Below are 12,805 nucleotides of genomic sequence, written 5' to 3'. Positions count from 1 at the left end.
AATTCTGTCCGGCCACATCAGAGCCAAAACCTGCTCACTGACCGACTGAAAGACTGACCGACTGAAAGACTAAAGTATCGCCCCCGCATTCTGGAACCTCGCCACATCGTCCCAATCATAGCCAAGTTCATCGATTAGGACGGCTTCGGTGTCCTGCCCTAACTCCGGCGCGCCTCGCTTGATGGCGGCGGGCGTCTCGCTGTATGCCACCGGGAAATTGCACACGCGGATGGGTCCCATATCCGGGTGGTCGAAGTCGGTGATATAGTCGTTTGCTATCACCTGAGGATCGTTTTTCAGATCGGAGACGCTCTGTATTTTCGCGTAGATGAATCCGTATGTGCGGAAAATGGCGTCCCATTCTTCATAGGTCTTCGTGGCGAAGGTCTCTTCGATCAGCGCAAGCAATTCCGGCTGAACCGCTGCGCCGTCCTCTACGCCCTGGAACTTCGGCTCATCCAGCACTTGCGGGATACCCAGCGCCTCCACGAACGGGCGCCAGTAGCGTTTCGGCTGCGGATTGGATATTCGCAGCCAGCTGCCGTCCTTGCACTTGTAGATGTTGTACATATAGTTGCGCACATCCTCGCGATTAAGCGTCGGCATATGGCTGCCTATGAGCAAGTCCATGCCGATGGCAAGCCCTTGCAGCCACATCGTGCTGCTCATGTGCGACACTTCCACCTTCTGCCCGACGCCCTGGCTCGCGCGTGCCCACAGCGCCGACAATATGCCAAGGCACAGGACGATGCCGCCTATCTGGTCGGACGGTGCGCCGCGAACCGATATGGGATGCTGCGCCCAGGGCGGAGTCGCAGACATCATCAGCCCTGCGCGCGCCTGACCGCAGGCGTCCAGCGATGGCATCAGCGCGTCCGGACCCTTCGTGCCAAAGCCGGACGCCGACGCGTAAATCAGCTTAGGGTTGATTTGCTTCAGCGTGTCGTAGTCCATGCTCAGGCGTTCTGCCACGCCGTTGCGGAAGTTTTCGATGACAACATCCGCCTCCTCGACAAGTTTGTGCACAATCTCGATGCCCTCTTCTGTCTTCAGATTCACCGCGATGCCGCGCTTGCTGCGATTGCAAGTCTCGAAGTACGCATTGCGACCGTTCGGCATACCCGCGTTCGCAGATTCCATCGACGACACGGCGCGACCGACATCTCCGTCCAGCGCTTCCAGCTTGATGACATCCGCGCCCATGTCGCCTAGCATCGACGCCGCCACAGGTCCGAACTGCCACATAGTCCAGTCCAGCACCTTCACCCCCGCCAGCGGCCCATATGCCTCAGTCCCTTGTGATAGCGTTGCGTTCCCGTTCATATCAACCTCCCGAGCGTGTGTCGAATCGTCGCTGCTAAAATTGCCTACCCAAATCCACTGCCAATTCGTCTATGGATACCAAGAAGATACCAAGACGATTTCACAAATCCCTGAAAGTAAAGCAAGCCAAAATTGCTACAGAAATTTTCGGATCGTCATTCCTGCGAAAGCAGGAATCCGGAATCTTTCATTCGCAGACGGGGCTAATTTTGCATTTGTGAAATCGTCTTATAGATACAGTGTCTTGAATTTGCGCCAAGTGTAGCATACTGCTGCCTCCATCTTACCCACTCTGCCAACGATGTTCCGGGACGGTTACCAATTGACCCGCAATTTGCCCACTTGCGTGTGATAAGGTATCCTTTCTGCTTGATAGTCAGACTGACGAGTAGATTGACGAGCCATAATTAATATAAGCGGAGGATTACCTATGAATACGATGGAAGCCATTGCGCGAATACTCAAGGAGGAAGGCGTCGAATGGGTCGCCTGCTTCCCCTCGAACAACCTCATCGAAGAGGTCGCGAAGGTGGGCATTCGCACGATTATGTTCCGGCAGGAACGCGGTGCGCTGATGGCGGCGGACGGCTTCAGCCGCATGAACGACCGCAACAAGTTTGGAGTAGTCATTACACAGGGCGGGCCCGGCTCCGAGAACAGCATGGGCGGCTTGGCGCAGGCGTTCGCCGACAATGTGCCGATGCTCTACCTGCCCGGCGGCTCGCCCGTCGCGCAGATGCAGGTGCGCCCCAACTTCTCGCCCGCGCGCACTTACCAGACCGTCTCCAAGTACAGCGAAGTCATATTACAGCCGGATATGGTCGCCAGCACGATGCGCCGCGCATTCCACAACCTGCGAAACGGTCGCGGCGGCCCCGTTACCATCGAACTGCCCGGCGATGTCAGCACGATGGAAGTCTCCGAATCCGCGATGAACTACCAGCCCCCCAAGCGCCACCCGCAGGTGCCGTCCAACTCGGACATCAAGGACGCTGTGAAGGCGCTGCTTGCCGCGCGCAAGCCGATGATATGGTCCGGCATGGGCGTGCTGCTGGGCAACGCCACCGAAGAACTCCGCGAGTTCGCCGAGCTGACCGAGATCCCGGTGTACTGCACGATGCCCGGCAAGTCCGGCTTCAACGAGCGCCATCCGCTGTCTCTTGGCTCCGGAAGCGGCGCAACCACACAGCAGGCGCGCACTTGGCTCAACGAATCCGATGTGCTGTTCGCTGTCGGCAGCAGCCTGTCCATCACTGGCTACGGCCAGTCCATCCCCGCCGGCAAGGTGATGATTCACAACACCGAAAGCATCGAAGACCTGAACAAAGACTTCACAGTGGACATCGGCGTGCCGGGCGATGCCAAACTCACGCTGCAAGCGATCATCGACGAAGTGAAGTCGCAGCTGGGCGAGAGCGGCCGCGCCGGCAAGAACGGCGTCGCAGCCGAAATCGCGTCCATTCGCCAGAGCTGGATGGCGAGCTGGACGGACTTGCTCAATTCCAACGAAACGCCTATCAGCACATACCGCGTAATCGGCGAGCTGGAGCGCCTGCTCGACCACGACAACAGCGTGGTAACGCACGACGCGGGCGCGCCGCGCGACTCCATCATGCCGTTCTACACCGCCACCACGCCGCACAGCTACATCGGCTGGGGCAAGACTACGCACTTGGGCTACGGCATACCGCTGATGATTGGCGCGAAGCTCGCATCGCCGGACAAGTTCTGCCTGAACTTCATGGGCGACGGCGCGTTCGGCATGTCCGGCTTGGACATCGAAACCGCCGCTCGCGCAGGCGCTCCGATAACGACCGTCGTGCTGAACAACGGTGGCATGGCGACCTACCCCGGCGGCTATCCTTCCGCGCGTGAACTGTTCGGTACGACAGAGATGACCGGCGACTACGCGAAAATCGCCGAAGGCATGGGCGCAGTCGGCATCACCGTAACCGACCCGAACCAAGTCGGCGACGCCATCCGGCAGGCGCAAAACCACAACGCAGAGGGTCGCACCGTGCTGCTAGACATCCACAGCAACATGGAACCCCGCAAATCCCGCCCGGAGTAAAGAACTTACATCGATGGACAGGATGAAGGGGATGTGGTGGTTGTTGGGTAAAGGCGATAGATTATAGATAGCAGGGAAAGGACCCGCCATAGCGCGGGTTCTTTCTGTCAGAGGTTTTGAGTGTGGCGAAAAATAATGAATCTGTCGCTTCTCATATTGCTGTCCCTGCTCGCCATGGCAGCATCTATACTTCTTTGCACCGCCTGCATGCACCAAGCGGTTGAATACGATACATCCACGCCACCGCACTCGCCGGAAGCGCACGAGCAAGGCATCTCCCTCCACACCCGCGCCCTATCTCGCCTAGCCCAAGCCGACTACGACAACGCCGTCGCCGACACGGACAAGGCGCGCAAGCTCATAGACCCGCAGCTCATACACCTGTACACCGACGACATGCGCCAGGTCTATTTCCAAAGCGCCATCGCCTACTACGACACCGGCTTGTACGATGACGCAATCATCCTGTTCGACAAGGCAATCAATGTTGTCCTGTCCCCTTCTGACTACCCCGACGCCTACTACTGGCGCGGCATGTCCCACTACCGCAAGGGCAGCCATCGCAGGGCTATAGCGGATTTCGATATGCTTGTCGGCAAGGAAGGTGACTTCCCGGACGCCGCGCACTATCGTGAACTTTCGCGGGAGAGGCTGGCGGAGTGGAGTAGATAATCCACACCTGCCACACCGCGTTAGCCTTCGCTATCCCTGTCCACGAGCATCCGTTCTAAGTGCGATATGAGCGGCGGCAGTTCGTTCTGAATAATTAGACGCAGCAAGGGCAGGTCCACTCTGTCGTACTCGTGTATCAGCCTGTTGCGTAGCCCGACGATCCTGGGCCAGTCGATGGCAGGGTAACAGGCGCGCAATCCCTGAGGCACGCGCCGCGCCGCTTCGCCGATGATTTCCATGTATCTTATCAACGCCGCGTTCAAGGCTTCGCGAAGTATCGGGTCTGTGTCCCAATCGCCTCTATGGGAACGCTCTGCATACAAGTCTCTAGCGGAGCGCGCATTGTCAAGCATGTGGGCAATGGCTACATACGGGTCTTTACGCGACATATATGACCTCCGCTTCGTCAAGCACCTCTTGAACGAAGTACTTACTCAGTGATCTGGGTGTGTGCAGGTCAACTTTCCTACCGCCGAACATCTCGGATAATTCGTTAGGCATGTCCCAGAAGAACTTGAGCCCCGGCATGGGCAGTTCCGGCAGGAAGTCCACCAGCACGTCGATGTCGCTCTCCGGCGTAAAGTCGTCGCGTATGACCGAGCCGAACAGCGCGCACCAAGCGAGATTGTAGCGGCGGCAAAAGTCGGCTATCCGCCCATACGGAACGGCGATGCGCGCGTCGCTATGCGGCGCATGCCCTTGGCGCGCTTGGGCTTCGTATTCATTCAGTCGCGCGGGTATCATCGCCATATATCATTCCTGCTGATTCATTCACGCACTCCTTGCGGCAATCTTACCTTACCGCAGCGGCTCATATCCCTCCGGATTTCCGCCCTGTATATCGCCGGTGGGCGCTATGCCCGATATCAGTTCGTCTATCCAGCGGCGCAGTTCGGTCTCGCGCATTACGCCTGCCCAGCGGCGTTGGACAATACCTTCGTCGGTTACGAAGAATGTTACCGGGATGCCGATGACGCCGTAATCGACCGAGATGCTGCCGGTCTCGTCGATGCCGTTGGGGTAGGTGATGGTGAACTCGTTCAGGTACGCCTCGGCGTCCGGCAGGGCGTCCTGTATGTTCACGCCGACGAACAGCACGCCGCGCTCGCCGTACTCCTGCGACAGCCGCTCGAATATCGGCGCTTCCTGACGGCACGGACCGCACCACGACGCCCAAAAGTTTATCACCATAGGCTTGCCCGCGTAGTCCGCCTCCGTCAGCTCGCCGCCGCCGTACAAGGGCATTGCGATGCTCGGCGCGGGCTTGTCGATGCGCGTTATGCCGCTGCGTCCTGTTACCGGCGACCGATTCGCCAACCCAAACGCCAGCAGCCCCGTGAGCGCCAGCACGACCAACACCGCAAGCGCAATCGCCGCCAAGCGCACCGGCGTTATTCGGCGCGGCGCGTCCGTATCTAACAAATCGCTAGGCGGCTCATCCACAATGTCGTCTTGCCCGTCGTCTTGATTGATATTCGTCATATCTGTTGGGGCGAAAGACGGACTCCACTACGTCGTCCTATCCTACCCATACTGTTCATACTGTTAGTTGCCGGTTACGCGCTCAAGCGAATACGCTATATCCACCAGCGCCTGCGCGTCGATCCAGTCTATCGGGCCGGGTAATGCCTGAATCGCCACATCAATGGCTCGTCCACCGCTTTGGGTGCAGCGGAAGAACAGCGCGAGCGACTTCTCGAAGTCCCATTCCGCCTTGTCCGGGCTGAGCGCCGGTCCCGCGATGATGCTCGCGTCCGACCAGCCGCCTATCATCAGATATGCCGTCTGATCCCCCATGCTCACGGCGCTGACCGCCTCTGCCGGGCGCTCCCATTGGAGCGAACCGGGCGCGCTGTCCGGCGAGAACTCCATCGGATACGCGATGATGATGTTGTTAATGCCGTCCTGGTAAATCTGCAGCGCTTCTTCGTTGCCGATGTACGACACTCCGCCGAACGAAAAGCCCGCAGGCAGTTCAGACGGCTGCACCGCGTATCCAAGACGCTCGCGGACTTCGCGAATTTCCTCCGGCACTTCGCCGGAGTCAACCGTCGTCTGACACTCTATGTCGGGCAATCCGGCGGGCAAAGGAGCCATCGTGCGCATCGGCGCAGGCGTGGGCAGCGCCTGCGATGGCGGCGCGACAGCAGCGGGCGGAAGGCTCGGCGACGGCTGTTTCACTACAGTTGGCGCGGCAGTCGGCGCAGCGATAGCGGGCGTGGCGGGCAGGGGAGTTGGCGTGTCAACCGGCGCTTCCGGCGCGCACCCGTACAGCGCTACCGACAACAGGAGCAATACCCAAACTTTATACAATGCGTCCTCATTCCTGTCGCTATCAGCCGGCTGTCGTAATTGCTATGCGGATGATCGGATGATTGTGCGGGGTGCCATTCTTGTGCGGGGATGGGCGTCTTCGTCCCCATCCGAACCTACCCGAACCTACCTCAATCAATACCCCAATCAAGGGGGAAGACAATTTCAGAAGTCCCTTCCCCTTCGATGGGGAAAGACAATTTCAAAAGCCCCTTCCCCCTCGATGGGGGAAGGTTAGGATGGGGGTGAAATATCTGTCCACCACCACCTTTTGCAAATGTCTCCAAGAGGGAAGGGACTATCGGTGTCTGCGATTTTCAATTGACCTTCTTTTCAGCCATAAGTATAATCGGTAATTGGACTTTCGTAAATTTGTTTCAAGGTCGTTAGGTGCGCGCGCCGTGAGGTGTGCATCGAAATACGAGCCCCATAAGCGCCAACTAGCGGCAATATCGGAAAGCGAAATAATGCCAAAGAGAACATATCAACCCAAGAGGCGCCGAAGGATGCGCGTGCACGGCTTTCGATCGCGGATGAGCACGAAGAACGGCCGCAATGTGCTCAAGCGCCGCATGTTCAGGGGACGCCATAAGCTCACAGTGTAGCCGCGCGTCTCGATGAGCCGCCTGAGCCGGATGTCGCGGAAATCGCGCCTTCCTGACATTCCCCCGGATGGGAAAGGGATTTCGGGGACTAGCAGGCACTGCGCCCGGCGATATGCCGCTACAATGTAAACAGATGCGCCCGAATCGGTGTGCGCCAAAGTCGGGTGCGATGATACGATACGCTGCGAGTTACAGGGCGCTCCGTGAGCGGATATGCAGAAGCGACATCGCCTGAGAAAGTCGAAGGATTTTGCGGCGGCGCGACGCGAAGGCAAGAGCTGGGCGGATAGGATGCTCGTGCTGGTTGCGCGGCGCACCGATAACGAATGCAGCCGATTCGGCTTTTCCGTCAGCAAGCGCGTGGGCAACGCCGTAGTGCGTAACCGCATCAAGCGCAGGCTCAAGGAAGCCGCCCGCACGGAATACTTGCCACGCCTGAGCGAAAGCTGGGACTTAGTGGTGATAGCGCGCAAGGACGCCGCCAACGCAGACTACCATCGCCTCAACCGCTCGCTGCGGCGGCTGTTCAGGCGGGCGAAGATTATCGACGATCGCGCAAATAGGCAGACTGCCAATAGCGGCGCCGGCAGTTCTGTCAATGTCAGCCCTGCCAGTAGCAGCCCGGCCAGTAGTAGCCCAAAATAATGGCGCACGCTCGAAATCATCACCCATACGAACGGGCGCACCCACAGGGGAACGGATAACTTTATGATGCAAGCGGTTGCGCTGGGAGCGATTCGGTTCTACCAGAACGCGCTGTCTCCCTACATCTCCAACGGGCTGTGCCGCCACGAACCCACTTGCTCGCGCTACACACACGAAGCCATCGTCAAGTACGGCGTGTTCAAGGGGACCTGGCTCGGCATCAAACGCCTATCCAGATGCAGACCCGGCGGCACCAGCGGCTACGACCCAGTGCCATGATTTTTCTGATTCTTACGCTTGGCTGAACAAAGCAATAGGGCTGGGCGTAGTTCTTACTCCTGTCCTAACCTTTCCCTATTTAGGGTGCCCCATTGAGTAGGCACCTGAGTGGGAATGAACGAAACGAGAATATGAAAAGAAACCTGATAACACTCGCGCTGCCCTTGCTGCTCATCGCGCTGGTGGGCTGCGCCGGCCGCATCGCCACACCGGAAGGCTGGTCGGGCGGCGTGGTCGGCGACGATACGCTGTACATCGGCACGCGCGCCGGCGACATGCGCGCGCTGGACATCGAAAGCGGCGACGAAATCATTGCCGGCTTCAACCTTGTCGGGGAAGAAGCGCAGCGCGGCGTATATGGCACGCCCGTATTGCGCGACGACTCGCTGTACTTCGGCGGCTACGACGGCGTGCTTTACGCCCGCTTCGTGCCGAACCTTGAAAAGAAGTGGGACGAACCGATAGGCTCGCCCATCGTCGGCGGTCCCACACTCGTGGACGACATCGTGTTGGTCGGCGCGGACAACGGCCGTGTGTACGCATTCCAGCAGGAAGCGGACGACCAGCGGCGCTACAGCGTCTCCTCGCTGTGGACATACCAGACCGGCAACAAGATATGGTCGTCTCCTATCGGCGTTGACGGCGTGGTTTACGCCACATCGTTGGACAAGAACCTGTACGCCATTAGCCTCGAAGACGGCACGAAGCTCTGGCAGTTCACATCTGACGGCGCGATTGCATCGACACCGGCTTACGATGCAGGCACAGTGTACTTCGGCTCGTTCGACAGCGTCTTCTACGCGGTGGACGCCGCGGACGGCTCGCTGCGCTGGAAGTTTGAAGGCGCGGGAAGCTGGTACTGGGGCTCGCCGCTTGTTCACCGCGACACCGTTTACGCGCCATCGTTGGATGGCAATTTGTACGCGCTGGACAAGCGCACCGGCGAACTGCGCTGGACGCTCGAAACTGAGGGCCCCATTGTCGGGTCGCCAGCCGTCATTTTTGATATGATAGCCATAGGCTCTGACGATGGCAGGCTGCACATCGCGCGAATCAGCGACGGCAATCCGGTCGATTCGTGCAATATGCGCACCGAAATTCGCTCCTCGCTCGCGGTGAGCGACGACATCGTTTTCCTGAGCGCCAAGGACAAGACCATTCGCGCGCTGCGCGTCAAGACGAACGGCAACCCGGACGAAGAGTGGGTGCACAATCCCGAAGAGGAAGAACCCGTGTTGCGAGGCAGGGTCGAAGACTGCTGAACAGACTAACATCAATGGACAGGATGCAATAAATACTTGTCGCTGACACCTTATCAAGCGTATAGAAATGCCTTTCAGCCTGCTGAAAAAGGGGAGAAATGGCCACAATTCAAGAACGGACAGCGCGCAACGAAGCGCAAATCGAAGAGATACAGACGCACTTTGCCACGAAAGCCGATTTGAAGGCTTTGGAAACGCGGCTTCTGTGGGCGATATTCAGTGTGGGTGGCGCGATACTTGCCGCGATACTCGTGCAGACTATCTTGGGGTAGGCGGAACTCTAGCAGGTGGGTGGTGATTCGCTTCACCCCTTTATCTTCGCAAAGCAGGCTCTTCCCCCGTCAAGGGAAGGGACCGACTAAAACACTGACGAACTGAAAAGATTCATGCAGTTTCTCCAGATTTTCATAGACATATGGAACGTGGCTATCATCCAGCCGATGATAAACAGCCTCGTTTTGCTGTACAGCGTCTTCTTCCTGAACTTCGGTCTGGCGATCATCGCCTTCACGCTCATCGTGCGGCTGATACTCATCCCCCTGACGGTTCGCCAGAGCCGCCAGATGATGAAGATGACCGCGCTGCAGCCGCAGCTCAAGGAGCTGCAGGAAAAACACAAGGACGACAGGCAGACGCTTTCACGCCGCACGATGGAAGTCTATAAGGCGAACGGCGTAAATCCGATAGGCTGCCTTGGTCCGCTGTTCATCCAATTCCCCATCTGGATCGGCCTGTTTCAGGCGGTCATCCAGACGCTGCCATCCACGCCGGAGCGCCTTGTTGGGCTGTCCGGGCACTTGTACCCGTGGCTGCCCGGCGTGCACGATGTTATTCCCATAAACAACGCGTTCCTGTGGCTGGACTTGGCGCAGCCGGACTCGCTGCCCGTAATGCCGGTGCTTGTCGGCGTGTCCATGTGGCTGATGCAAAAGACGACCACCCTGCCGTCCGCGGACCCGCGCCAGGCATCCACGAACCGCATGATGCTGTGGATGATGCCGATAATGTTCGGCTTCTTCACCACGACATTCCCGAGCGGTCTCGCGCTCTACTGGGTCGTATCGAACCTAGTGGGAATGATAATACAGGGCTTCGTAACCGGCTGGGGCCCCCTAACAGATATGCTTAAGTTCAATCGTGGAGAATCGGCGCCGACGCCTGTACCAGCGGGGGCGTCCGCCTCCGCCGTCGCGCCGGCATCTCCCGAATCAGAGGAGACACCAACTAATGCGGACGATAGAAACAACGGGAAGAACACCCGAAGAGGCAATCGAAACCGCGCTAGACCAGCTAGGCGCAGGTCGCGACGAGGTGGAAATAGACGTCGTTAACGAGGGCAGGGGAGGCTTGCTCGGCATCGGCAGCGAACCTGCGGTCGTGCGTGTTACGCTTGCGGAACCGGCAGACGAGCCAGCCGCAGACGACGAACCGGACAACGAGCCCCAGCCGGACGCGCTGGCAGATTTCTCGGCGCTGGCAGACGATTTCGACGACGACTACGATGATGAAGACGACTACGATGAAGACGAAGAGACATCCGAGGTAGTTAGCGTCGGCTACGATGTGCTGAGCACACTGCTAGGCAAGATGGGCGTCGCGGCGGACGTGTATCTCCGCGAGCCATACGACGGCGACGAAGAAGGCCCCGTCTTCGAGATAGAGGGCGAAGATTCCGGCTTGCTCATCGGCACGCGCGGCGAGACATTACGCGCGCTGCAATTCATCGTCAGCTTCCTGGTGAGCCGCAGGATGGGCGAGCGCACCAACCTGATGGTCGATGTCGAAGGCTACCAGCAGCGCCGCTACGACTCCGTGGCAAACCTAGCGCGCCGAGTAGCCCAGCGAGTAGCCCAGCGGGGTCGCTCCATCCCCCTAGAGCCAATGCCCCCCAACGAGCGCCGCCAAGTGCACATGGCGCTGGCAGACCACGCCGATGTAGTAACCGAAAGCGACGGGCACGGCGACCGCCGCAAGGTGGTAATACATCCGAAGTAGCACGGCGTAAGCAGCACGGCTTGCAATGACCGTAGGGGCGACCGCCGGCAATTCGCTATCAGTACGCTTCCGTATGTTGCTAATACGGCGGCAATGTTGTACATTGCGCGGGCGTCGCTTGTACGGCTTGATGGCACATAATTGCTATCAAGAATGCGCTCCACGGCGTCTCCCGTATTAGCGAACTTTTGGCTGCCGGAGTTGCTAGCTGCTTGGAGGCGCATGATGATTTCTAACTTTAGAATCAATCGCTTAGTGTGGTTGCTGCTCGGCGCGATCGTCATCCTCCTTCTCATGTACCAGCTCAAAAGCGCGCTGCTGCCCTTCATTATCGGCGGCGCGCTGGTGTACATCCTCGACCCATTTGTGACTTGGCTGGAACGCCGTATCCCTTGGATGTCAGATCGCCCTGAGCTTAAGCGCGTCGTCTTCATTGCGATCATCTTCATTGTCGCCGCTATCCTCGCCATCATCGCGCTCATAGCCGGCATCATTGCCACAGTTAATCAAGTGCAGGCGTTCATTGGAGACCTCCCCAACCTCATAGAGGCCGCTCGCGTTACATTCGAGAGTGTCAGTACCGAATTCGTGATAGACATTCCGCCGGAGCTGAACAGCCTCGTGCAGAGCGCCACTCAGAACATAGGCAATTTGGTAGTCGAAGCCGGCAAAAGAGTTGCATCAAGCACCCTGGGCGTTTTGTCTCAGACCGTTTCGCTCTTGCTCGGGCTCGCGATGGTGCCGCTGATTCTCTTCTATGTTCTCAAAGACAAAGGCAAGATAATCGAAGGCGCGCTGAACACGCTCACACCTGGTCCGAGAAGGCACACGGAGAACGTTCTCAGTATCCTCGACGACGTATTCGGCTCATACATACGGGGGCAACTCCTTCTTGGGCTGGTCGTAGGCTTAGTGGTGTTCGTCGGGTTGTTCCTGATGAGTCTGTTGTTCGCCCCCAATATGACACCCTATACGCCGGTGTTGGGAATAGTCGCCGGCGTAACTGAACTTATTCCGGTCATCGGTCCCTGGCTCGGCGCAATCCCCGGTATTATCGTTACACTTGCCTTAGCTCCCCATATGATAATTCCGGTAATTCTGCTCTATATCCTGGTACAGCTTCTGGAAAACTCCCTGCTTGTGCCGCGCATTCAGAGCGATTCACTTAACCTGCATCCCGTGATGATAATCGCCGCGCTGCTAGTGGGCAGCGAACTCGCCGGGCTATGGGGTATCATCCTAGGCCCGCCGCTCGCCGCCGCCGCCCGAAGCGTGCTGCTGTACTTCCTAAGTGTCTGGCGCACCGAAGCCGAAGACCGAGTAGCCGAAACGCAGCCGGTTGACGCTCCGGACGAAGCGCCGCCTTCCGGACTGTCTGATGAAGCCACGCCGAGTGGCGAACCGGCCGGGGATTAGCCCTCGTTTGTGGATTGTCCTCCCCTTGACAAGCCAAACACTTGCCCTTAAAATCAGAACATATGATTTCAAACACTCAAACCCTAACGCCCGAACCCTGACACCTGAGACTAATATGTGCATCCAAACAGCCCTACAACAGAAAATAGCCGAACTAACCAGCAACGGCGAGACCATAGCCATGTTCCTTGTGGACACCTTGCAAAGCGACAGCTATGCCATCA

At 58.3% G+C, this 12,805-nt stretch carries 14 protein-coding genes; 9 read left to right on the top strand and 5 right to left on the bottom strand.

The features are described 5' to 3' along the window. Window positions 1-69: 69 nt before the first annotated feature. On the bottom strand, window positions 70-1,323 hold the full coding sequence (locus F4X57_01650) for a CoA transferase (protein MYC05878.1): 1,254 nt from the start codon (window positions 1,321-1,323) through the stop codon (window positions 70-72). Window positions 1,324-1,753: 430 nt separating this feature from the next. Here F4X57_01650 and F4X57_01645 point away from each other — a divergent pair, with 430 nt between their 5' ends. Beyond that, a complete protein-coding gene (locus F4X57_01645; protein ID MYC05877.1) occupies window positions 1,754-3,394 on the top strand; it encodes a thiamine pyrophosphate-requiring protein in 1,641 nt (546 codons plus the stop codon). Window positions 3,395-3,529: 135 nt separating this feature from the next. Next, window positions 3,530-4,066: a tetratricopeptide repeat protein gene (locus F4X57_01640; protein ID MYC05876.1), complete on the top strand. Its 537-nt coding sequence runs from the start codon at window positions 3,530-3,532 to the stop codon at window positions 4,064-4,066. Window positions 4,067-4,086: 20 nt separating this feature from the next. Here the strand turns inward: F4X57_01640 and F4X57_01635 are convergent, their stop codons facing one another. The 4 genes from F4X57_01635 to F4X57_01620 form a co-directional block, all read right to left on the bottom strand. Next, on the bottom strand, window positions 4,087-4,455 hold the full coding sequence (locus F4X57_01635; GenBank protein ID MYC05875.1) for a DUF86 domain-containing protein: 369 nt from the start codon (window positions 4,453-4,455) through the stop codon (window positions 4,087-4,089). Continuing rightward, complete coding sequence (locus F4X57_01630) at window positions 4,445-4,810, bottom strand: nucleotidyltransferase family protein (GenBank protein MYC05874.1); 366 nt, start codon at window positions 4,808-4,810, stop codon at window positions 4,445-4,447. The genes F4X57_01635 and F4X57_01630 overlap by 11 nt, the downstream gene beginning before the upstream one ends. A 54-nt stretch (window positions 4,811-4,864) precedes the next feature. After that, entirely contained in the window at window positions 4,865-5,548 is a 684-nt protein-coding gene (locus F4X57_01625) for a TlpA family protein disulfide reductase (protein ID MYC05873.1), read from the bottom strand. Between the two features lie 63 nt (window positions 5,549-5,611). Next, complete coding sequence (locus tag F4X57_01620) at window positions 5,612-6,379, bottom strand: hypothetical protein (GenBank protein MYC05872.1); 768 nt, start codon at window positions 6,377-6,379, stop codon at window positions 5,612-5,614. Between the two features lie 467 nt (window positions 6,380-6,846). Here F4X57_01620 and F4X57_01615 point away from each other — a divergent pair, with 467 nt between their 5' ends. The 7 genes from F4X57_01615 (at window position 6,847) to F4X57_01585 (ending at window position 12,581) form a co-directional block, all read left to right on the top strand. Next, entirely contained in the window at window positions 6,847-6,984 is a 138-nt protein-coding gene (locus F4X57_01615; GenBank protein MYC05871.1) for a 50S ribosomal protein L34, read from the top strand. A 213-nt stretch (window positions 6,985-7,197) separates the two neighbouring features. Then, entirely contained in the window at window positions 7,198-7,629 is a 432-nt protein-coding gene (gene rnpA, locus F4X57_01610; GenBank protein ID MYC05870.1) for a ribonuclease P protein component, read from the top strand. A 66-nt stretch (window positions 7,630-7,695) separates the two neighbouring features. Beyond that, window positions 7,696-7,908, top strand: coding sequence for a membrane protein insertion efficiency factor YidD (gene yidD, locus F4X57_01605; GenBank protein ID MYC05869.1), 213 nt, complete (start codon window positions 7,696-7,698; stop codon window positions 7,906-7,908). Between the two features lie 131 nt (window positions 7,909-8,039). Further along, window positions 8,040-9,170: a PQQ-binding-like beta-propeller repeat protein gene (locus F4X57_01600; protein MYC05868.1), complete on the top strand. Its 1,131-nt coding sequence runs from the start codon at window positions 8,040-8,042 to the stop codon at window positions 9,168-9,170. 386 nt (window positions 9,171-9,556) lie between these two features. Further along, window positions 9,557-10,501, top strand: a complete 945-nt coding sequence (locus tag F4X57_01595; protein MYC05867.1) for a membrane protein insertase YidC — start codon at window positions 9,557-9,559, stop codon at window positions 10,499-10,501. Further along, window positions 10,398-11,165, top strand: coding sequence for a protein jag (locus F4X57_01590; GenBank protein ID MYC05866.1), 768 nt, complete (start codon window positions 10,398-10,400; stop codon window positions 11,163-11,165). The genes F4X57_01595 and F4X57_01590 overlap by 104 nt, the downstream gene beginning before the upstream one ends. Window positions 11,166-11,306: 141 nt before the next feature. Beyond that, window positions 11,307-12,581 carry an AI-2E family transporter gene (locus F4X57_01585; GenBank protein ID MYC05865.1) on the top strand — a complete coding sequence of 425 codons (1,275 nt, stop codon included), beginning with the start codon at window positions 11,307-11,309 and terminating at the stop codon, window positions 12,579-12,581. Window positions 12,582-12,805: the final 224 nt, after the last annotated feature.

It is taken from the genome of Chloroflexota bacterium (genome assembly GCA_009840355.1).
Classification (GTDB): Bacteria; Chloroflexota; Dehalococcoidia; order Lucifugimonadales; family JADFKI01; genus Bin90.
Note: the sequence above shows the minus strand (reverse complement) of the source record. Positions and strands in the feature narration are given on the sequence as shown.

Bases quoted from the DNA above. Each gene is read 5' to 3' on its own strand.
- F4X57_01635 (MYC05875.1), bottom strand. From the start codon at position 4,455: ATGTCGCGTAAAGACCCGTATGTAGCCATTGCCCACATGCTTGACAAT.
- F4X57_01640 (MYC05876.1), top strand. From the start codon at position 3,530: ATGAATCTGTCGCTTCTCATATTGCTGTCCCTGCTCGCCATGGCAGCA.
- F4X57_01630 (MYC05874.1), bottom strand. From the start codon at position 4,810: ATGATACCCGCGCGACTGAATGAATACGAAGCCCAAGCGCGCCAAGGG.
- F4X57_01650 (MYC05878.1), bottom strand. From the start codon at position 1,323: ATGAACGGGAACGCAACGCTATCACAAGGGACTGAGGCATATGGGCCG.
- F4X57_01595 (MYC05867.1), top strand. From the start codon at position 9,557: ATGCAGTTTCTCCAGATTTTCATAGACATATGGAACGTGGCTATCATC.
- F4X57_01590 (MYC05866.1), top strand. From the start codon at position 10,398: ATGCGGACGATAGAAACAACGGGAAGAACACCCGAAGAGGCAATCGAA.
- F4X57_01600 (MYC05868.1), top strand. From the start codon at position 8,040: ATGAAAAGAAACCTGATAACACTCGCGCTGCCCTTGCTGCTCATCGCG.
- rnpA (MYC05870.1), top strand. From the start codon at position 7,198: ATGCAGAAGCGACATCGCCTGAGAAAGTCGAAGGATTTTGCGGCGGCG.
- yidD (MYC05869.1), top strand. From the start codon at position 7,696: ATGCAAGCGGTTGCGCTGGGAGCGATTCGGTTCTACCAGAACGCGCTG.
- F4X57_01625 (MYC05873.1), bottom strand. From the start codon at position 5,548: ATGACGAATATCAATCAAGACGACGGGCAAGACGACATTGTGGATGAG.
- F4X57_01615 (MYC05871.1), top strand. From the start codon at position 6,847: ATGCCAAAGAGAACATATCAACCCAAGAGGCGCCGAAGGATGCGCGTG.
- F4X57_01645 (MYC05877.1), top strand. From the start codon at position 1,754: ATGAATACGATGGAAGCCATTGCGCGAATACTCAAGGAGGAAGGCGTC.